This window comes from Streptomyces sp. NPDC087310, from assembly GCF_044744405.1.
Classification (GTDB): Bacteria; Actinomycetota; Actinomycetes; order Streptomycetales; family Streptomycetaceae; genus Streptomyces.
On sequence record NZ_JBIUYF010000009.1, the window covers coordinates 1 to 19,745 of the forward strand.

General features: G+C 69.0%; 19 protein-coding genes and 2 pseudogenes. 12 read left to right on the top strand and 9 right to left on the bottom strand.

All coding sequences use genetic code 11. The features are described from left to right. Nucleotides 1-126: 126 nt before the first annotated feature. Nucleotides 127-1,413, bottom strand: a complete 1,287-nt coding sequence (locus ACIO3P_RS30940) for a Gfo/Idh/MocA family protein (protein ID WP_401849886.1) — start codon at nucleotides 1,411-1,413, stop codon at nucleotides 127-129. A gap of 71 nt (nucleotides 1,414-1,484) precedes the next feature. On the opposite strand from ACIO3P_RS30940, the gene ACIO3P_RS30945 reads away from it, so the two are divergent. From ACIO3P_RS30945 to ACIO3P_RS30965, 5 genes are all read left to right on the top strand, one after another. Beyond that, the gene (locus ACIO3P_RS30945; protein WP_401849887.1) at nucleotides 1,485-2,669 is read left to right on the top strand and encodes an ROK family protein; all 1,185 of its coding nucleotides are present in this window, start codon (nucleotides 1,485-1,487) and stop codon (nucleotides 2,667-2,669) included. A gap of 149 nt (nucleotides 2,670-2,818) precedes the next feature. After that, entirely contained in the window at nucleotides 2,819-4,087 is a 1,269-nt protein-coding gene (locus tag ACIO3P_RS30950) for a sugar ABC transporter substrate-binding protein (RefSeq protein ID WP_329822637.1), read from the top strand. Between the two features lies 1 nt (nucleotide 4,088). Then, nucleotides 4,089-5,069, top strand: coding sequence for a sugar ABC transporter permease (locus tag ACIO3P_RS30955; protein ID WP_329822638.1), 981 nt, complete (start codon nucleotides 4,089-4,091; stop codon nucleotides 5,067-5,069). Nucleotides 5,070-5,187: 118 nt separating this feature from the next. Continuing rightward, nucleotides 5,188-5,970 (top strand): carbohydrate ABC transporter permease, encoded by a 783-nt coding sequence (locus ACIO3P_RS30960; protein WP_329822639.1) that lies wholly within the window; start codon nucleotides 5,188-5,190, stop codon nucleotides 5,968-5,970. Nucleotides 5,971-6,079: 109 nt separating this feature from the next. After that, on the top strand, nucleotides 6,080-7,492 hold the full coding sequence (locus ACIO3P_RS30965) for a DUF4832 domain-containing protein (protein ID WP_401849890.1): 1,413 nt from the start codon (nucleotides 6,080-6,082) through the stop codon (nucleotides 7,490-7,492). 26 nt (nucleotides 7,493-7,518) lie between these two features. On the opposite strand, the gene ACIO3P_RS30970 is transcribed toward ACIO3P_RS30965, so the two are convergent. Then, nucleotides 7,519-8,007 (bottom strand): hypothetical protein, encoded by a 489-nt coding sequence (locus ACIO3P_RS30970; RefSeq protein WP_329822641.1) that lies wholly within the window; start codon nucleotides 8,005-8,007, stop codon nucleotides 7,519-7,521. 122 nt (nucleotides 8,008-8,129) lie between these two features. Here ACIO3P_RS30970 and ACIO3P_RS30975 point away from each other — a divergent pair, with 122 nt between their 5' ends. Further along, nucleotides 8,130-8,735, top strand: coding sequence for a CGNR zinc finger domain-containing protein (locus ACIO3P_RS30975; RefSeq protein WP_401849891.1), 606 nt, complete (start codon nucleotides 8,130-8,132; stop codon nucleotides 8,733-8,735). 76 nt (nucleotides 8,736-8,811) lie between these two features. Here the strand turns inward: ACIO3P_RS30975 and ACIO3P_RS30980 are convergent, their stop codons facing one another. Further along, nucleotides 8,812-9,261: a spore-associated protein gene (locus tag ACIO3P_RS30980; protein ID WP_329822643.1), complete on the bottom strand. Its 450-nt coding sequence runs from the start codon at nucleotides 9,259-9,261 to the stop codon at nucleotides 8,812-8,814. A gap of 399 nt (nucleotides 9,262-9,660) precedes the next feature. On the opposite strand from ACIO3P_RS30980, the gene ACIO3P_RS30985 reads away from it, so the two are divergent. Next, nucleotides 9,661-10,713 carry an AI-2E family transporter gene (locus ACIO3P_RS30985; RefSeq protein WP_401849893.1) on the top strand — a complete coding sequence of 351 codons (1,053 nt, stop codon included), beginning with the start codon at nucleotides 9,661-9,663 and terminating at the stop codon, nucleotides 10,711-10,713. Between the two features lie 69 nt (nucleotides 10,714-10,782). Here the strand turns inward: ACIO3P_RS30985 and ACIO3P_RS30990 are convergent, their stop codons facing one another. Then, nucleotides 10,783-10,938 carry a DUF6131 family protein gene (locus ACIO3P_RS30990; protein ID WP_329822650.1) on the bottom strand — a complete coding sequence of 52 codons (156 nt, stop codon included), beginning with the start codon at nucleotides 10,936-10,938 and terminating at the stop codon, nucleotides 10,783-10,785. A 170-nt stretch (nucleotides 10,939-11,108) separates the two neighbouring features. Between ACIO3P_RS30990 and ACIO3P_RS30995 the strand changes: the two genes are divergently transcribed. Continuing rightward, complete coding sequence (locus tag ACIO3P_RS30995; protein WP_329822645.1) at nucleotides 11,109-11,912, top strand: alpha/beta hydrolase; 804 nt, start codon at nucleotides 11,109-11,111, stop codon at nucleotides 11,910-11,912. Next, nucleotides 11,912-13,192: a SpoIIE family protein phosphatase gene (locus tag ACIO3P_RS31000; RefSeq protein WP_329822646.1), complete on the top strand. Its 1,281-nt coding sequence runs from the start codon at nucleotides 11,912-11,914 to the stop codon at nucleotides 13,190-13,192. The genes ACIO3P_RS30995 and ACIO3P_RS31000 overlap by 1 nt, the downstream gene beginning before the upstream one ends. A 76-nt stretch (nucleotides 13,193-13,268) precedes the next feature. Here ACIO3P_RS31000 and ACIO3P_RS31005 read toward each other — a convergent pair whose 3' ends face one another. Continuing rightward, the gene (locus tag ACIO3P_RS31005) at nucleotides 13,269-13,799 is read right to left on the bottom strand and encodes a GNAT family N-acetyltransferase (protein WP_329822647.1); all 531 of its coding nucleotides are present in this window, start codon (nucleotides 13,797-13,799) and stop codon (nucleotides 13,269-13,271) included. A gap of 198 nt (nucleotides 13,800-13,997) precedes the next feature. Between ACIO3P_RS31005 and ACIO3P_RS31010 the strand changes: the two are divergent. Then, nucleotides 13,998-14,710, top strand: a pseudogene (locus ACIO3P_RS31010) (transposase). After that, a complete protein-coding gene (locus ACIO3P_RS31015) occupies nucleotides 14,707-15,135 on the top strand; it encodes a hypothetical protein (RefSeq protein WP_401849896.1) in 429 nt (142 codons plus the stop codon). The pseudogene ACIO3P_RS31010 and the gene ACIO3P_RS31015 overlap by 4 nt, the downstream one beginning before the upstream one ends. 144 nt (nucleotides 15,136-15,279) lie before the next feature. Here the strand turns inward: ACIO3P_RS31015 and ACIO3P_RS31020 are convergent, their stop codons facing one another. From ACIO3P_RS31020 to ACIO3P_RS31030, 3 genes are read right to left on the bottom strand one after another with little or no spacing between them, the layout of a single operon-like run. Next, nucleotides 15,280-15,507: a hypothetical protein gene (locus ACIO3P_RS31020; protein WP_329821469.1), complete on the bottom strand. Its 228-nt coding sequence runs from the start codon at nucleotides 15,505-15,507 to the stop codon at nucleotides 15,280-15,282. A gap of 22 nt (nucleotides 15,508-15,529) precedes the next feature. After that, nucleotides 15,530-15,982, bottom strand: coding sequence for a VOC family protein (locus tag ACIO3P_RS31025; protein WP_401849897.1), 453 nt, complete (start codon nucleotides 15,980-15,982; stop codon nucleotides 15,530-15,532). A gap of 11 nt (nucleotides 15,983-15,993) precedes the next feature. Beyond that, the gene (locus ACIO3P_RS31030) at nucleotides 15,994-17,238 is read right to left on the bottom strand and encodes an FAD-dependent monooxygenase (RefSeq protein ID WP_326611285.1); all 1,245 of its coding nucleotides are present in this window, start codon (nucleotides 17,236-17,238) and stop codon (nucleotides 15,994-15,996) included. Nucleotides 17,239-17,420: 182 nt separating this feature from the next. Here ACIO3P_RS31030 and ACIO3P_RS31035 point away from each other — a divergent pair, with 182 nt between their 5' ends. Continuing rightward, nucleotides 17,421-18,395 carry a TetR/AcrR family transcriptional regulator C-terminal domain-containing protein gene (locus ACIO3P_RS31035; protein WP_326611286.1) on the top strand — a complete coding sequence of 325 codons (975 nt, stop codon included), beginning with the start codon at nucleotides 17,421-17,423 and terminating at the stop codon, nucleotides 18,393-18,395. Between the two features lie 1,107 nt (nucleotides 18,396-19,502). On the opposite strand, the pseudogene ACIO3P_RS31040 reads toward ACIO3P_RS31035, so the two are convergent. Then, nucleotides 19,503-19,667, bottom strand: a pseudogene (locus ACIO3P_RS31040) (transposase); the annotation flags it as partial. Nucleotides 19,668-19,745: the final 78 nt, after the last annotated feature.

Sequence of the window (19,745 nt, forward strand, 5' to 3'; positions counted from 1 at the left end):
GCGCGCCCCGCCGCCGCGCCCCCCCCGCGCCCGCGCCCCCCCCCCCCCCCCCCCCGCCGGCCCCCCCCCCCCCCCCCCCCCCCCCCCCCGCCGCCGCTCGGGTGTGGTCGGCCGGGTGTGGTCCCGTCAGGCGCTCGTCAGATGTGCGACGTCGTCCAACCGGACGACCGTGCCCGTGACCCTGGCGCGTTCCGCGGCCCACACCACCCGGTGGGTGGCCAGGCTTTCGGCGGCGTCGGAGCGCAGCGCCGAGGCGTCGCCGGTGGAGACGGCGGTCAGGAAGGCTTCGGTCAGGGCCTCGTCGCCCCCGCCGTGTCCGTCCTCGGCGGACGGCCCCGCCGAGGCGCCCGTGTCCGTGCCGGCGTCGACGGACCGCTCCTCTCCGGTACGGAAGTCGACCACCCGCAGGGTGTGCCCGTCCCCGTCGACGAAGCCGTGCGTCCCCAGCAGCCGGGTACGGCGGTGCTCCATGGGGGTGAAGGCGCTCATGGTGAACGAGCAGGTGGCGCCGGAGGAAAACTCCATGTTGACGACCTGGTGGTCGACCACGTCGTTGTCGCAGGCGTACACACACCGGCCGTACGGACCTGTGCGGAGGGCGTCGAGCACCGCCCGCTCGGTGTGTTCCTCGGTGACCGCCGACAGCGGCCAGAACTCGTCGTCCGGGTTGCCGAGGCAGCCGAGGTAGAGCCGCTTCGCCGAGTACGGGCAGCTCGGCTCCAACGGGCAGTCCAGGCACCGGTCCGCCGCCCCCTCCGGCCGTTCCTCCGCGCGGAAGTGGGTCAGTCCGCCGAAGGAGGTGACGCGGTCGGGCAGTTCGCCGAAGAGATGGATCAGCCAGTCGATGTCGTGGCAGGACTTGGTCAGCAGCATGGGAGCCGAGGTGTCCTGGCGCCGCCAGTTCCCGCGTACGAAGGAGTGGGCGTGGTGCCACCAGCCGACCGGCTCCAGGTGCTGGACGCTGACGAGACGGCCGATGGCGCCGGACTCCAGCAGTTGCCGCAGTGTCCGGGTGTACGGGGTGTAGCGCAGCACATGGCAGACGGCCAGCAGGATCTTGTTGCGCTCGGCGGCCTCGGCGATCGCGACGGCGTCCTGTTCGCTGGTGGCCATCGGCTTTTCGAGCAGGATGTGGTAGCCGAGGTCGGCCAGTCGCACCGCCGGACCGATGTGCAGTTGGTCCTGGGTGGCGACGACCGCCGCGTCGGCCACCCGGGGGTGCCGCGCCAACTCGGCCCAGTCCGTGTACACCCGCTCGGCCGGCACCCCGAATTCGGCCGCGGCGGCTGCCCTGCGGTACGGGTCCGGTTCGGCCACGGCGGTCACGCGCCCCATGCCGGACGCCACCGCGTGACGGGCGTAGGACTGCCCCCGCAGGCCGGAACCGACGAGGGCTAGAGTCACCGCAGACATGGGATCCCTTCAGGAGTTACGCAGGAGTCCCTTATTATTGGCCGTTTCGAGGTCGAGCTCAAGGGTGTGTCATGACCGAAAATCCGGGCGGGGGAGATCTCTCCCAGCTCCGCAGGCTCAACGCGCTCGCCGCGATCGGAGCCCTGCGCGGCGAACCGGCCCTCACCCTCACCGAGATCGCCGGGCGTACGGGCCTGTCGCGGGCGTCCACCGAGGACGTGGTCCGGGAGTTGCTGGAGCGCGGCTGGGTGGAGGAGATCGCGCCGGCGGCGGGCACGGTGGGGCGCCCCGCACGCCGCTACCGCTTCCGCGCGGACGCGGGCCGGGTGCTCGGCGTCGACATCGGCGGCCACAAGGTGCTGGCCCTGGTGGCGGATCTGGACGGCGAGGTCCAGCACAGCGCCCGGGTGGCCGTCACCCCGTCGATGGGGCGCACCGAGCGGCTGGCCGCCGTGGACGAGGCGGTCGGCGCGGCGCTGGCCGGGTCGGGCGCGGCCACCACCGGGGTGTGGGTGACCGGGGTGGCCACGACGGGGCTGGTCGACGGGACGGGCCGGGTCATGCTGTCGGAGGCGCTGCCCGAGTGGACGGGGCTCGATGTCGCCGCCCATGTCGGGCGGTTGGTGGCGGGACCGATCCTGGTGGAGAACGACAGCAAGCTCGCGGCACTGGCGGAGTCCTGGCGCGGTGTGGCCCGGCACGCCAAGGATGTGGTGTTCCTGCTGGCGGGGTTGCGCACGGGCACCGGCCTGATCATCGACGGGAAGCTCCACCGGGGGTTCGGGAACGCGGCGGGCGAGATCGGGGCGCTGCCCGCGGCCGGCTGGACGCGGGCCCCGGGGCATCTGCGGTCCTGGTCGGGCGGTTCGCCCGGCGGCGACGGGGACGGCGGTCCGCACGCGGCCCCGGAGGATGTCTTCAGGGCGGCCCGCGACGGCGACCGCAAGGCCCTGGCGGCCGTACGCCGCTATGTCCGCGACATCGCCGTCGGCGCCTCCGCCCTCGTGCTCACGCTCGATCCCGAACTGGTGGTGGTCGGGGGCGGGTTCTCCCGTTCGGCCGACCTCATCGTCGAACCGCTGCGGCGCGAACTGGACCGCTGGTGCATCCGTACCCCCGAGGTCAGGGTCTCCGGTTTCGGCGACGAGGGCGTCGCCCTGGGGGCGCTGCGGCTCGCGCTGAACCATGTCGACCGGGGCCTGCGCGCGTCGGGGGAGATCGCCCCGCCCGAGAGTTTCCTGTCGGGCCGCCGCTGACCGCACGGCGGGGCGTGATGTGCGTGATGCGCGTGATGTACGTGATGCGCGTACGGGTCGCGCCGGGAGCCGTGCCCGGTAACGCAACCGAGGTCTTGACTTACTTTCCCTGGTCTCCATGATTAGTACAACTTCGAGGAGGTCCGGGGATGGGGAAGAGGTCGGCGCGTCTCTGTGCGGCTCTGCTGGGGGTGGTTCTGGCGGCCTCCGGCTGTTCGAGCGGAAGCGGCTCCGGGGACGCCGACGACAACGGGAAGGCCCGACTGTCGTACGCGGTCTGGGACATCAACCAGAAGAAGGTGCTGGAGGAGTTGGGGCGGGAGTTCACCAGGACGCACCCGAAGGTGACGGTCCAGGTGCAGCTCACCCCGTGGCCCGACTACTGGAACAAGCTCAAGACGGCTGTCACCGGCGGTTCGGCGCCCGACGTCTTCTGGATGAACGGCCCCCAGTTCCAGCTCTACGCGTCCAACGGGGTGATCCGGCCGCTGGGCGAGGAGTTCACCGAGGACGGGATCGACCTCGCCGCCTACCCCAAGGCCCTGAGGGATCTGTACACCTACGAGGGGAAGCTCTACGGGCTTCCCAAGGACATGGACACGGTCGGGGTCTGGTACAACAAGGCGCTCTTCGACGCCAAGGGTGTCGAGCATCCCGCGGACGACTGGACCTGGAGCGACTTCAACAGCGCGGCGGCCAGGCTGACCGACCCGGAGAAGGGCGTGTACGGCACCGCCGCCGCGCTGACCAGCTTCCAGGAGTACCAGTACAACACCATTGCCCAGGCGGGTGGTTACGTCGTCTCCCCCGACGGCGGGAAGTCCGGCTACGACGATCCGAGGACCGTCGAAGGGCTCACCTTCTGGACCGATCTGATCGAGAGGAAACACTCGCCCGATCTGCAGACCATGACCGACACGTCCCCCATCCAGTTGTTCGAGGCGGGCAAGATCGCCATGTACTGGGGCGGTTCCTGGAACGCGGGCGAGTTCTCCGCGAACGAGTACACCAAGGACAAGGTCGACGCGGCGCCGCTGCCCAGGGGCGAGAGACGCGCCGGCATCATCCACGGGGTGGCCAATGTCGTCTCGGCCGGAACCGCCCATCCCCGGGAGGCGACGGAGTTCGTCGAATTCCTCGGCTCCGAGGAGGCGGCCCTCGCCCTCGGCCGCAGCGGTCCGCTCCCGGCGCGCGACGGCACTCAGGACGCGTGGGTGAAGGCCCATCCGCAGTTCACGCTCACGACCTTCCTGGACGCCGTCGAGTACGCGGTGCCCTTCCCCGTGTCGAAGAACACCGCCGCCTGGAACCAGGCCGAACTCACCTATCTCACCCAGGCGTGGGCCGGCGAGCAGACGGTCGGCGAGGCATCCGCCGCGCTCGCTGCGGCGATGGACGACCTGCTCGCCGAGGAGTGAGATGACGATCATCAGCAGACCGGGGGCCCGGAGCGAGAGACCCTCCCCGGCGCCCCGGCGGAAGTCCCCCGGCAGCCGTCCCGCCCGCCGGGACCGGGTGGTCGAGGCCCTGTGGGGGTACGCGTTCATCGCGCCCGCCGGTCTGGGGCTCGCCGTCTTCTATCTGTGGCCCGTCGTGCAGACCGGCTACTTCTCGTTCACCAAGTGGGGGGCGTTCGGCGGGCACACCTGGAGCGGCCTCGACAACTACCACCGTCTCCTGGGCGACCCGGAGTTCGGACAGTCGCTGGTCAACACGGTGCTGTACACCGTGCTGGGGCTCGTCGGGATCCCCCTCGCCGTCGTCTTCGCCGCGCTCCTCAACCGGGAGGGGCTGCGCGGTACGGGGATCTACCGCACCCTGTTCTTCCTGCCCGTCGTCACCATGCCGGTGGCCATCGCCATGCTCTGGCGGTGGCTGTACAACGGCGATTACGGGCTGATCAACCATGCGCTGTCCCTGGTCGGGATCGACGGTCCCCACTGGATCTCCGACCCCGACACCGCGCTGTTCGCGCTGGTCGTGGTGGGGGTCTGGAGCAGCCTCGGCTACAACTTGATCATTTTCCTGGCGGGGATGCAGGCGATCCCCAAGGAGTACTACGACGCCGCCGCCATCGACGGCGCCGGCCCGGTCCGGCAGTTCTTCAGGATCACCCTCCCGCTGATCTCGCCCACCGCGTTCTTCGTCTCGGTCATCTCGGTGATCGGCTCCCTGCAACTCTTCGACCTGGTCTACGTGCTGGTGGGCTCGGGACAGACGGGGCGGGCGAACCCGGCGTTCCCCCGGCTGGAGACGGTCGTCCAGCTCTTCTACGACCGGGCCTTCATCACCAACGACCGCGGCTACGCCGCCGCGATCGTGATCGCGCTGCTGTTCCTCATCATCGCCCTGACCGCCCTTCAGTTCCGGCTCCAGAAGAGATGGGTGCACTATGGCTGAGGCCCGTCCGCAAGCCGCCCCGTCCCGGTACGGGTCGCACGGGTCCCGGTCGCGGGACCGGTCTCCGTCCCGGCCCCGGTCCTCCCGGTCCCCCCGGTCCCACTTCGGGACGCACGCCGTGCTGATCCCCGCCTCCCTGGTGATGGTCGCCCCCTTCCTCTGGCAGATCGTCACCTCGCTGAAGTCCCTCTCCAGCGCCACCCGGGTCCCGCCGTCGCTCCTGCCCGAGGGCCGCTGGGAGAATTACGGCCGGATGTTCGACCTGCTGCCGTTCGGTGACCAGTTCCTCAACACCGTGCTGATGACGGCGGGCCGTACGGCCGGGCAGATCCTGCTCTGCCCGCTGGCCGCCTACGCGTTCGCCCGGCTCCGCTTCCCCGGACGCGGGGTGCTCTTCGGGCTCTTCCTGTCCGTACTGATGGTGCCGCCGCAGCTCTTCATCCTCCCGCAGTACGAGATCATGGCGTCCCTCGGCTGGCTCAACACCCTCCAGGCCATCGTCGTGCCGGGGATGTTCAGCGCGTTCGGCGTCTTCCTCCTGCGGCAGTTCTTCCTCGGTCTGCCCCGGGAACTGGAGGAGGCGGCACGCCTCGACGGCGCCGGGCCGCTGCGGATCTACTGGTCCGTCATGCTGCCCCTGGCCCGTCCCGGGGTGATCGCCCTGTCCGTACTCGCGCTGCTCTGGTCGTGGAACGATCTGTTCTGGCCACTGGTGGTCAACACCGATCCGGAGAAGATGACACTCTCAGCGGGACTGACCACGCTTCAGGGGCAGTTCCAGACCGACTACCCCGTGCTGATGGCCGGCTCCCTGCTGGCCTCGCTGCCCATGATCGCCGTCTTCGTGCTGCTCCAGCGCCAGTTCATCCAGGGGATCGCACATACCGGCGTGAAGGGCTGACCTGCTGCTCCCCGCCCCCTTCTCTTCCCCCGCCCCTCCCCCTCCCCCGAACTCCCGGCCGTCGTACGGCCGGGCCCCTCCACAGGACTCCAGGACAGGAATCTCCGCGATGAAGAGACCCCACCTCCGGCCTTCGCTCACCCAGAGCCTCACCGCGATGGGGCTGCTGAGCGCGCTGCTCGTCGGCGCCTCCCCCGTCTCCGCCCAGGTCGCCGGGGTGGACGGGGAGACCGGCGTGAGCGCCGCGTCGGTGACGTACCCCCAGACCACCGACACCTTCGCCAACCCCGAGCGCGGCTTCTACCACCACACGGACAGTTGCGACAAGAACGACTTCAGCTCGGCCACCCTGCAGAGTTACCGCACCAACGAGGGCATCTCGCTGGTGATGTGCGTCTTCTACCTGGCCGAGTTCAAGAACAGCGCCATCAGCCAGAGCGCGCTGGACCGCCTCCAGCGGCAGTTCGCCGCCGCCCGGAGCGCCGGCGTCAAGATGATCGTCCGGTTCGCCTACACCGACTCCGCGGACGGCGCCGACGCCCCGAAGGACCGGGTCCTCGCCCATCTGGACCAGTTGGCGCCGTACCTCAGCGCGAACAGCGATGTGATCTACGTCGTGCAGGCCGGTTTCGTCGGCGCCTGGGGCGAGGGGTACTACACCAAGAACTTCGGCGACGCGGGCAATGTGACCACGGCCGACTGGGCCAACCGCAAGGCCGTCGTCGACAAGACGCTCAGCTCGCTGCCCTCGAACCGCATGGTGCAACTGCGCACCCCCAAGTACAAGCGGACGATGTACGGCACCACCGCGCTGCCGGCCGGACAGGCATACAACGGCTCGTCGCTCGCCCGGCTCGGTCACCACAACGACTGCTTCCTCGCCAGCGCCGACGACTACGGCACCTACGAGAACCCCGCCGTCGAATACCCCTATCTGGCGGCCGAGACGTCCTATCTCGCGATGGGCGGCGAGACCTGCGGAGTCAACACGCCGCGGACGAGCTGTCCGACCACCCTCTCCGAACTGAAGATGTTCCACTGGTCGTACCTCAACACCGACTACGAGCCGAACGTCATCAGCGGCTGGCGGAGCGGCGGCTGCCTGCCCGAGATCACCCGTAGTCTGGGCTACCGGTTCGCCCTGCAGAACGGGACCTACCCGAGCACGGCGACGAAGGGCGGCTCCCTGCCGGTGCAATTCACCGTCAAGAACGACGGGTTCGCGGCGCCGTTCAATCCGCGCGGTCTCGAACTGGTCCTGCGCAACACCGCCACGTCCCAGGTGTACCGGCTCCCGCTGACCGGTGATCCGCGGAGTTGGGCGGCCGGTGCCACCACCACGGTCGACCGGACCGTGACCCTGCCCGCGAACCTGCCCGCGGGCAGCTACAGCATGCTGCTCAACCTCCCCGACCCGCAGCTCTCGCAGCGGCCCGAGTACTCCATCAGGCTCGCCAACCAGGGCACGTGGGAGGCGTCCACCGGCTACAACAACCTGCTCCACACGCTCACCGTGAGCTGACGTCCCTTCCCAGGAGGTCGGCCCGCTCAGAACCCGCCGCCCCCGCCGCTCCCGGCCCTGCCGAGCCAGAAGGCGTCCAGGGGTTGTGGTGTGGCAGCGGCGATGAGTTGCCGAGCCGTCCGGTGCGCCTTGTCCGCGACCTCGCTGACGTTGCCCAGCGAGTGCGTGGCCGCCGCCCCTTCGAAGACCAGCAGGAGCTGGTCAACCAGGAGGTCGGGGTCGGGCGCACCGGTGGCTTCGGCGAGCGCCAGCATCCGGCCGCGCAGCACACACTTGTGCCGGGCGACGACGGCCCGGACCGTACTGCCGGGCCCCGCCAGTGCGAACTGGGCATGGACGAACGCGTTGCTGCGGAATCCGTCGGACGACGCATGGGCCCACTCGTGGAGGGCGTCGAAGACCGCGAGCAACTGTGCACGGGGGCCCTGGTCCGCCGCCTCCAGGCACGCGTCGAGGGTGAGCCGCCACCGTATCTGCCGGCCGTCGAGGTAGGCGAGGAGAGCTGCGGTATCCATGATGTTCCCCTTACGGGTCGTATCCAGGGGTGGAGCGCGCGAGCCGTGCCTCGACGCCACACCCCGTACCGGGCTAACGGGTATAATCGACTTTCTCTCATTACCGTACCATGGAGTAAGGCGTGAAGATACTTTTTTCCAGTTACGCCCAGGGGGCCGGAGTAGCCACCGACCTCGTCAACACCGCGGCCCTCGTCCGGACCAGCATTGGTGAAGTCCTCATGGATCCGGCTGCGTTGGCGCATTTTCTCGACGAGCACGAGGTACGGCTCGACGCCTTGTACCGGGGCGACCTGCCGGCCGCCGACGACCTCGCCCAGGTACACGCACTCCGCCAGGAGACGCGCGCCCTGCTGGAAGCCGAAGAGGAGGACACGGTCGTCGAGGGGGCGAACAGGCTCATCGCACGGGCGTCCGCCGGGCTGAGGCTGCTGCGGGACACCGACGGGTCCTGGCAGTGGCACGTCACCACCGGCCCCGGGGCCTCCGTGGCGGACGAACTCGGCGCCTTCGTGGGAACGGGGCTGCTCGGCGTGGTGCGCGCCCTCGGTCACGACCGCTTCCGGCCCTGCGCCTCACCGGTGTGCTCCGGCCTGTTCATCGACACCAGCAAGGCCGGCCGTCGGCGCTACTGCATGCCCAGCCTGTGCGGCAATCGCCTGAACGTCGCCAACTACCGCGCCCGCCACCAGGAGGGCGACGCGGGGTCCAAGGGTGGCGGAGCGTAAACAGACCTGTGCCCCGCCCCAAGATCCCGGGCCGCGGGCGGCGGCGCGGGAACTCGGAGCCGGGCGACGAACCGGATCAGCGGACTTCGGTGACCCGATGCTCCTTCAGCGCGGCGCAGTTGGAGTTCTCCACCGACACGTACACGTTGTCGATGTTGCCGCCCCAGCTCACGCAGTAGCCCTTGCCGTAGACGTAGCCCGGACCCGCGTACGAGGTGTAGATCCCGGAGTCCTCGGCCCACTCGTCCGTGGCGAGAACGTAGACGTACGTGGAGACGTGCGTGGCCTTGCCCGGGTTGGCCCGGATGGTCGCGACGCAGTTCTTGCCGTTGGAGGAGTTGTACGTCAGGTAGACGGTGCCCAGAGAGCCGACGGGCGCCGAGTTCACCGTCTTGTAGGCGCTGCCGCAGACGCCCTGCGGTGTGACATTGGGTGCGGCGGAAGCGGTCGGACTGAACACGGTCGCGGCACCCACCGCCAGCGCGGTGAGCGCTCCGGCGGTCGCGACATTACGGGTGATTCTCATATTTCCCCCTTGTGTCCCTGGGAGCGGGTTGCTCCCACTTGATGTGACCCGCGAGCGGCACGGATGGTTGTGCCCGGTTCAGGCCGAGGTGTCGGTCCGGTTCCCGTGTTGGTCCGGTTCCCGTGTTGGTCCGTTCCCTGGAGGCCGTCCGCCTGTGGGGGTGACTTCTCGCGCACGCGGTCGCGGGAACCGGGAGGACGTGCCGTCGTCTGATACCAGCAAGGAATGCCCAGGCGATCGCACCAGCAGCCCGACATCCCGGATCCCGGCCTCCCGAGCGACGGGCGGCGGCGCCGGTTCCGTGCGGTCCCCCGCCGGGCACCGCGCCGCCCCCGCGGCCCCGCGGCCCGTCGGCCCGGGGCGCGGCGCACGGCGGCCGGGTCGGCGAGGGAGCCGCGCGTGGCCCCGGCGCTGCAGAAGAGCGCCGCCTACGCCTGGCGGATCCTCCTGGTGGCAGCCCTCGTGTACGGCGCACTCGTCGTCCTGGGACGGTTCCACGACCTGGTCGTGGCGGTCTTCCTAGGGCTGGTCGGCGCCGCGATGCTGCGCCCGGTGGCGGACTTCCTGGCACGCGCGATGCCGCGGTCACTCGCCGTCGCCGTGGCGCTCCTCGGCAGCATCGTCCTGTTCCTCGGCGTGCTGTCCCTGGTCGGCGAGGTGGTGGCCGGGGAGATGGCCGGTCTGGAGCAGCAGTTCGGCGACGGCCTCTCCAGGATCGAGAGCTGGCTCGAAAGGCCACCGTTCCGGCTGGCCCCCAAGGCGCTGACCGATGTCCGGGCCCGGACGGGGCAGTTCCTGTCCAGTCATCGGTCCGCCCTGATCAGCACCGCGCTCAGTGGTGTGGGCCGCTTGATCGAGGTGCTGACCGTGTTCGCCCTGGCGGTCTTCTGCTCGGTCTTCTTCATCTACTCGGGCGAACGTCAGTGGCGTTGGTTCTGTGATCAACTGCCGGCCGCGGCGCGCCGACGGGTGGAGATCGCGGGGCGTACGGCATGGGGAACGTTCATCGGATACACCCACGGCATCGTCCTGGTGGCCGCGACCAACGGTGTCCTCGTCGGACTGGCCCTGTTCGTCCTCGGAGTGCCGCTGGTGCTTCCCCTGGCGTTGCTGGAGTTCTTCGCCACCTTCGTTCCCCTGGTCGGTTCGCCGATCGCCCTGGCCATCGCTGCGGTGGTCGCGCTGGCGTTGAAGGGCCCGGTCGTGGCGGCTGTCGTGATCGCGCTGATCGTGATCATCGGCCAGATCGAGGGCCATCTGCTCCAGCCGCTCGTGATGAGCTGGGCCGTCCGCCTGCATCCGGTCGTGGTGGCGCTCTCGGTGATCGGGGGCGCGATCGCCGCCGGTGTGATCGGAGCCGTGGTGGCGGTGCCGCTGGTCTCCGTGCTCTGGGCCGTCCGCCAAGCTCTGCGCCGGGACGGAACCCGTGGTGCCGGTGCGACGGCCCCGTAGACGCGGCTGCTCAAGGACACGGGCGGGCTGAGGTCCGTATCCGCTCGTCCCCCGTTGCGGCTCCGCTCGTCACCAGTAGTGGCGCCTGCCTCCCACCGCGTGCCCGAGCGCGCCCAGCACCCACAGGATCGCGCCGATCGCGACCAGGACGATCCCGATGGTCCACAGGACGGAGATGCTGGTCACGAATCCGATCACAAGCAGAATGATGCCGATGAGGATCACCGTGTGCTCCAATCGCCGCTACGTCCTCTCATAGTGCGCTCGCCGCACCCCCCTCGCGACCCGGAGATGCCCCTCACGGCCCCCGCCCGCGCCCTCCCCGTCGTGCTGGTCGGCCCGGGGCGGCCTGCGGATCGGGAGGGGAGGGCGGACCGGGGTGGGAGGATGTTCGAATGGACATGCAGAGCAGGAACAACGTCGTGGTGACCGGCCGGCCGGACGGACCGGTGGTCATGCTGGCGCACGGGTTCGGCTGTGACCAGAACATGTGGCGGCTGGTGGTGCCCGCTCTGGCGGAGGACCACCGCGTGGTCCTGTTCGACTACGTGGGCTCGGGGCGCTCCGACCTGTCGGCGTGGAGCCGGGAGCGTTATTCGTCGCTGGAGGGCTACGCGCGGGATGTGCTGGAGATCTGCCGTGAGCTGGATCTCCGCGAGGTGGCGTTCGTGGGCCACTCGGTCAGTGCGATGGTCGGGGCGCTGGCCGGTGTGACGGAGCCGGAGCGGTTCGCGAAACTGGTCATGATCGGCCCTTCGCCCCGTTACACCGACGACGGTGACTACCGGGGCGGGTTCAGCGGCGCGGACATCGAGGAGCTGCTGGAGTCGCTGGACTCCAATTATCTGGGCTGGTCGGCGGCGATGGCGCCGGTCATCATGGGCAATCCGGAGCGACCGGAGCTGGGTCAGGAGCTCACGAACAGTTTCTGCGCCACCGACCCGGACATCGCACGGGTCTTCGCCCGCACCACGTTCCTCTCCGACAGCCGGGCCGACCTGGTGAAGGTCCGGACGCCGACACTGGTCCTGGAGTGCTCCCAGGACGTCATCGCCCCGCGGGGGGTGGGGGCCTTTGTGCAGGCATCCATCCCCGGCAGCCGACTGGTCACCCTCGACGCCACCGGGCACTGCCCGCAGCTCAGCGCACCGGACGCCACCTCGCGCGCGATCCTGTCCTTCCTCGGCGACTCCCGTTGATGTGCACGACCGGCCAGGGCCCGAACGACCCCGGCACCGGGCCGGGGGACGAGATGTCGTTCGAGGCGTCGTTCAGCGCCCTGCTGGAGGACGACGTGGATGATTTGTACGAGAACGCCCCGTGCGGGTACGTCTCCACCCTGCTGGACGGGAAGATCGCCAAGGCCAACACCACCCTGCTGACCTGGCTCGGCCATCGCCGGGAGGAGATGGTGGGCCGTATGCGGTTCACCGATCTGCTGACGGTGGGCGGCAGGCTCTACCACGAGACACACTTCGCCCCGCTGCTGCGTATGCAGGGCGAAATCAACGGCATCGCCCTGGAGCTGAAGGCCGCCGACGGCACCCGCCTGCCGGTGCTGGTGACCTCCACCATGAAGACCGGGACCGACGGTGAGCCGCTACTGATCCGCACCACCCTCGTCGACGCCCGGGACCGGCGCGCGTACGAGCGGGAACTCCTGCGGGCCCGCCAGGAAGCCGAAGCCGCTCGCGAACAGGCCGAACGCGACCGCACACGGCTCCAGAGCGTCCTCGCGACACTCCAGCAGAGCCTCCTTCCCCCGTCCCTGCCCGCGGTACCGGGTCTGGACGCCGCCGCCCACTACCACACGGCCTCCCCCGACCATCTGGGCGGAGACTTCTACGACCTGTTCACCCTGGGGGACGGACGGTGGGGATTCTTCCTCGGCGATGTCTGCGGCAAGGGCCCCGAGGCCGCGGCCGTCACCTCACTGACCCGCTACACCCTGCGGGCCGCCGCCCTGCACAACGCCGATCCCGTCGCCGTACTCGGCATTCTGAACACCACTCTGCACGAGAAGTACACCGGCGGCGACGCGCGCTACTGCACCGTCGTCTTCGGCATCCTCACGCCCCGGAGCGACGGGTTCGACGTCAGCCTGGCCAGCGGCGGCCACCCACCGGTCCTGGTGATGCGTGCCGACGGCACCGTCGGCTACCTGCCCACACCGGGAGGGTGCCTCGTCGGGGCCCTGCCCGACGCCCGCTTCACCGCCGTCACCACCGCCCTGGAACCGGGCGACACGCTGCTCCTCTACACCGACGGCCTCACCGAGGCCCGCACCGGCGACGACGGAGGGCGCTACGGCGACGACGCGCTCCACGCCTTCGCCACTCACCTGGCGCCCGCCACCCCCATCGCCGCGATCACCGCTGTCACCGAACTCCTTCACGGCTTCGGCGACGGATTGGACGACGACACCGCCGTCCTCAGCCTCGGCGTCCCGTCCGGCACACCGGTCGAAGAGCCGTCGTGAGCGACCAGGCCGAGCGCGGACACCCCGGCCCAGAGGCGGTCGCCGCCCGCGCGGTCGATCCGCTCCGCCCTCGCCGTCAGCCGACCCGCCTGGCCAGCACCTGTCCCGGCCAGGTACCGGACAGGAAGCGGTCGGTGGGGGCGAAGCCGTTGCGCTCGTAGAACGCGACCAGTTCGCCCCCGCCGCCCGCCCAGCAGTCGACCCGCAGCAGCTCCACACCGGCCCGCCGGGTCTCCTCGGCGGCGTGGGCCAGCAGTGCCGCCCCGATGCCCCGGCCCGCGTACCGTCGATCGGAGACCAGCAGCCGCACGTACCGCTCCGGTTCACCGGCCGGTGCGATCGGCGTCTGCGGGCTGGGGCCGGAGTCCAGGACCAGTGCTCCGACCGGTGTCCCGTCCAACTCCGCGAGGTACGGGGCGTTCTCCGTCAGGTACCGCTCCACCCGCGCCACCCCGCCGGGCTTGCGCGAATACGGTGTCGTGCCCCACTGCTCGGTGTTGCCACGCCCGTTCATCCAGACCACTGCGGAGTCGAGCATGTCCAGAACGGCCGTCGCGTCGGCGAGGCCGCCCGGTCTGATCCGTATGCCATGTGCGGTGTCGTTCACGACGGAAGCCTAGGGCCTCTCGTTTGGATCTCGCAGGAGTGATTCGCCCGCGGCGACGGCGTCGGCCGCGGGTTCCTGGTTGCTCCGCGACCGTCAGAGGGCGGTATGTGAGCGCACAGGTTCTTTGTCGTCACCTGAACGTGTGGCAGTGCGGCCTTCCGGCCGGTTGGCGGTCATGGGCATGTTGGGCTGGTCGCTGTGAGCGAGCGCAAGTCCTACAAGACCGACGTGAGCGATGAGCAGCGGGCGCTGGTCGAGCCGGTGATCATCGCGTGGAAGGGTGCGCACCCCTCGGTCAGCGGCCATCAGGGCCGGTACGAGATGCGGGAGACCGACCAGACCATTCACGACCTGCTGCGCTGGCAGGTGCGGGAGAAGACGGGCCGGAAGGCGGACCCGAGTCCGGTGGTGCTCGATACGCAGAGCGTGCACGCTGCGGCGGGTGTGCCCGCTGGGTCGACGGGGCGTGATGTGGCAAAAAAGTAGCGGGCCGCAAGCGCGGCCTGGCCGTTGACGTTCTGGGGCTGGTGATCGCGGTGGTCGTGGCGGCCGCGTCGGCGCACTACAACGCCGTCGGGATCGCGCTGCTGGACAAGGTCGCCGCCGACACGGATGCCGTGGAGAAGGCTCTGGTCGACCAAGGCTTCAAGAACGCCGTCGTCGTGCACGGGGAGAAGGTGGGCATCGCGGTGGAGGTCGTGGAGCGCAATCCCGCGCAGAGCGGGTTCGTTCCCCAGGCCAAGCGGTGGGTCGTGGAGCGCGCCTATGGGATCTTGATGTTGTCCCGCAGGCTGGTGCGCGACTACGAACACCGGCCCCGCAGTTCGGAGTCGCGGGTGTACCGGGCGGTGACCCCGGTGATTCTGCGCCGGTTGACCGGGGCGACCACGCCGGCCTGGCGCACCGCATGACCGGCGGGGAGCTGACGCTCGGGGCGGTGCTGGCCCGGCTGGAGGAGCGGGAAGGAGAGATCGCCGCGCAGGCCGAGGCGGCGAAGGAGCAGATCGCGAAGCTGACCGCACAGTTCAACGAACTCGACCGGGCCGCCGAGGAAGTCCGGATCATGCGTAAGACACTGCTGAAACTGCCCGACCCTCAATTGTCCGCGGCACCGGCACCGGCACCGAGACTGCCGGACCATCCGGCCTACCAGCAGATCATGGCCGTGTTCACCGCGGCCGACCATCCGCTGCGGGCGCGGCAGGTCTGCGAGGCGATGGACCTGACGGTCGCGCCCAACAACATCGACAACATCCGCCTGAAGCTCAAGCGGCTGACTGACCGCTGGATCCTGGCCGAGACCGAGCAGGGCTTGTTCACCCAGCCCCGGCCATAGCCGTCCGGCGCAGCCACGGCCTGTCCGCTCACTCCGGACGAAACGAAGAATCGGGCATCAAGTCTCATAGCGCCCTCTCAGTGCCTGCAGGCCGAGTCCGTCCTCTGCCACCTGATAGGCCACACCGAGCACCACCAGGCTGGGTCATCCGGCGCCGACACGGACAACCGCCTCGCGGATGACGAGTACGCCGGCGCCGTACATCACCAGCAACAGTGGAAGCAGCCACGTGATCGTGACGGCGACGGCGGTGTATGTCAGTTCCGCGCACAACGTCGTCAGCAGTGCCAGGGTCCACGCGGCGCGCAGTCGGCCGTTTTTGGGCTGGGAGGGCCCTGGTTGGACAGGCCAGGCCGGGGGGCTGGGATTCATTGTCTGCGCTTTCCGTACGGTTTCATGCCTGGTCATGGGTGTCGATCAAGCCTTGGATGTCGATCTTGGTCATGGCGTGCAGGGCCGTGAGGACGCGTTCAGCGGTCGCTGGGTCGGCGCTGCGGAGGAGTTCCCGCAGGTTCGTGGGCAAGACCTGCCAGGTCACTCCGAAACGATCGATCAGCGAGCCGCCCAGCCCTTCCTCGCCGCCATCGGTGAGGCTCGCCCAGAGGGCGTCCAGCGCCGGCTGGGTGTCGCACTCCGCATACATGGAGATGGCGCGGGTGAAGGGATATTGCGGTCCGCCGTTGAAGGCGACGTATCGCTGTCCGCCCAGAGTGAAGTCGACGGTGGTGACGCGACCGTCCGGGTCCCGCCGGATGTCACCGATCTGGGAATCGGCGAACAGCGTCGTGTAGTAGGTCGCGACTGCTTCAGCCTGGCCGTCGAGCCACAGAAAGGTGCTGACGTGCATGGTGTTTTCTCCTACGGCTTGATTGTTCGGTGATGTGCGAGGTCGGTGTAGCTGTCGAGCACGACGGTGTCGGCCACCTTCTCCAGACCCCGGCCGACGATGCGTCTGGGCAGGTACGGCAGGGCCCGCACCGACTGGTTCCGCAGCCACATCTGCGCGTGCGAGTCAGGCATCAGGCCGCCGTCGCCGGATGCGCGGGCGAATTCCTGGGCACGGTCGACGAACTCGCGCATCCCCGATTCGTACGCGGCGTGGGCCACACGGTGATCGCCCCCGGCCTTGAAGAGTTCGCCGGCAAGGATGTAGGCGCCGACCAGGGCGAGGCTGGTGCCGATCCCGGACATGGGAGAAGCGCAGAAAGCGGAGTCCCCGACCAGCACGGTGCGGTCGATCGACCAGGTGTCGACGTGCACTTGCTCAACCCGGTCGAAGTAGAAGTCGGGCGCGTCCCAGATCTTCGACAAGAAACCCGGAACTTCCCACCCGGCGTCCTCGAAATGGCGAGCGACGATTCGCTTCTGCGCGGCAACGTCACGCCGGTCGAACTCGAGGCCAGGGGCGCGGAAGAAGAACCCCGCGAGCGCCGTGCCCGGTTCGGCCAACGGGCGCAGACCCGCTGTTCTGCCGGGCCGGTCGGCGCCACCGGGCATGGTGTACATCAACTGCCAGCCGTCAAGATCGACATCTGTCGCGAGGGAGAAGAGAGCGATGAAGGAGTCGAGGTCACGTATGTAGCGGTCCTCAGGGCCGAACGACAACCGACGCACGGCGGAATGCACGCCATCCGCTCCCACGAGGAGATCGAACCGTCTGGACTGGCCCTTCTCGAACGCGACAGTGACGCCGTCCTCGTCCTGCTGCACGTTGGTGATCGCATTGCCGAAGGCATACTCGACGTCATCGCGGATCGTGCCGTAGAGGATCCGGGCCAAGTCGGTGCGGAGGAGCGCCCACTCGGCAACAGGTCCGCCGGACGGCCCGAATACGTCGGTGCCCAGCCTCGCCACCGGCTTGCCCTTCTCATTGATGAAGGCCATGCCGCGGGCACCGATTCGAGCGCGTCGGACCTGCGCGACGAGACCCATGCGTTCGATCACCTGTCGCGCGGTGCCGCGGATGTCGACTGCGTGGCCACCCGTGCGAGGGGCAGGGGCACGTTCCACCACGGCCGGCCGGAACCCGTACTGGGCCAGCCAGTACGCCAGGGCCGTCCCGGCGATGCCACCCCCTGACACGAGGATGTCGCGATTCTCCATACGTCCATCTCCTCCGTCCTTCTATACGCTGTTTCACGCGTCACTATGCGTACACCGTATTGACCCAACCTCAAGAAAAATAGGGGTCATCAGGTACACAGTGAACTAGTGCATCGACCGAAGTGAACTAGTTCAATATGCTCTGACATCCTGGATGCGGGCCCAAGTCACCGGAGGATCACGTGCCGTCAGCGCAGTACACCGAACCGCCCTACCGCGTGATCGCCGCGGAGATTCGCTCCCGGATCGTCAGCGGTGATCTCCGTCCCGGTGACCGAGTGCCGTCCATCCGGGCCATCGCGCAGCGGTGGGGCGTCGCGATCGCGACCGCGACCAAGGTGACAGCCGCCCTGCGCGACGAGGGGCTCGTCGAGGCGAACGTCGGTTCCGGCACGGTGGTCAGCCCACAGGCCGGCCGTCAACGGGCACCCACGACTCACGGCGCCGCTCCGACCGCACGGGGAGCCGAGACGCCCGATCAGGAGTTGCTACGGCTGCGCATCCTCAGGACCGCCATCGAACTTGCCGATGCCGACGGGCTTCAGGCGCTGACGATGCGCCGGCTCGCGGCCAGGCTCGACCTCGGGCCGATGTCCCTGTATCGCCATGTCACAGGCAAGGAGGAACTGCTGATGCAGATGGCCGACCTCGTGTTCGGTGATCTCAGTCTGCCTGAAGAGGGTCCGCAGGGGTGGCGCGCCAAACTCGAACTCGTCGCCCGTCAGCAATGGCGGCTGTGTCGACGGCATCTGTGGCTGCCTCACGTCGTCTCGTTCACTCGACCCGTCCTGGTCCCCAACATGATGGCCCACACCGAATGGACCCTGCGGGCCCTCGACGGACTCGATCTCCCCATGGACGTCCGACTTCAAGAAACGCTCACCCTGCATGCGCTCGTCGTGACCATCGGACTGTCCAGGGCCGACGAGGCCCAGGCCGAGAGGAACACCGGCATGACATTGAATCGCTGGTCCGAAACTCAGCGGTCCCACCGCCGGGAGCTCCTCGCCAGCGGAAGATTCCCCCTCCTGGCAACCATCTCGGACGACACGGCACCCGACTTGGACGTCCTGTTCGAGTACGGACTGGAACGCCATCTCGACGGCTTCGCCGCACTGGTCGGCGGTCGCAGGGGCAGCTCCGCTGCGCCGGCGTAGTCGATTGGTCCCCGTACCTCAGCTGCATGGTGCCGGGATGGAGCACTCGTGCTGGGATGCCTCCTCCCAAACCACGTTTCCGCAGGTGGGAGCTGGTACTACGGATTCCGTTACAGGTACCCAGGGGTTCGTAGCGGGTCTGTTCAGGGCCGTGGCCGGTGGGATTGGTCCACGGGGCAGTTGGTCTCAACACGTGCGGTGTGCTGTACGCCAGAACGGCAGCCGTGCACAGCTCCACGCACTCCGTCACGGTCTCGCAGTGGAAGAGGAGCCGCTTGAAGCCCTCCGGCCGACCTTGCATGAGGCACCTGAGAGTGACCTCCAGCGAGCCCATGGGCAGAGCTGCCAGAGAGCCGACGGCTTCGCCGATGCTGGGGCCGCCAGCACGGTGACGAAACCCTCTGGCAGCGAGTACGGCCTGCGTCGCCAGGACAACAGCCGTCGCGTTGTCGTGGACTTGCTGCTGCCGCTCGTCGTCTTCGGACGGCTCGTGTGCGGCGGGCAGCGCGGCTTCGTGCGCCGCTACGAAGAGGTCTACCGGCGAAACGGCGAGGAAGTACCCGCTGCCCGGCGCACCTGCCGACCGCGCCCAGCGGCGAGCCCTGTTCTTCCACCGCCCTGGGGCCGGGGGCCGTTCTGTCAGGAATGCGCAGAGCACCCCGAGATACGTCGTCAGTCATGTCTTCCTTCCTGGCGGTCTCCGGACGCCCCGGCGCCCCGCGCAGAGCGCGCACAGGTGCGGTGATGACGCGGACCGACGGCATGGCGGGCACCATTCCCACGTCGGGACTCGTTGGTCCGGGTTGAGTCGGGCATCTCCCCGCGCCGCCTGTCCGCCTCTGTTTCCTGTCCTTGGCCGGGGACGAGAGGAGAAGACCGGGCCGAGGTACGAAACCCGGTCTTCATCCTTCCGTCTCCGACGGGACAGGGCTCATGCGGATCAGTGCCCAGATGACGTTGACGCATCGGCGGGCGAGGGCGAGGACGGCCTGGACGTGCTTCTTACCCTCGACGCGTTTGCGGTCGTAGAACTTACGCGAGTTCGGGTCGTAGCGGTGTGGGTGCCGAAACCTGATCCATGGCCTGTGACGTGTAGGTTCTCCCGAACGTCCGGCCCTGGTAGAGCAGCGCGTTGACGATCTCCCGCATCTCGTACCGGCCCTGATGGCCGCTGACCGAGGGGTGCGCACCCTTCCACGCGATGATCACCGGCTCGACCAGCGCCCACTGCTCATCGCTCACGTCGGTCTTGTAGGACTTGCGCTCGCTCACAGCGACCAGCCCAACATGCCCATGACCGCCAACCGGCCGGAAGGCCGCACTGCCACACGTTCAGGTGACGACAAAGAA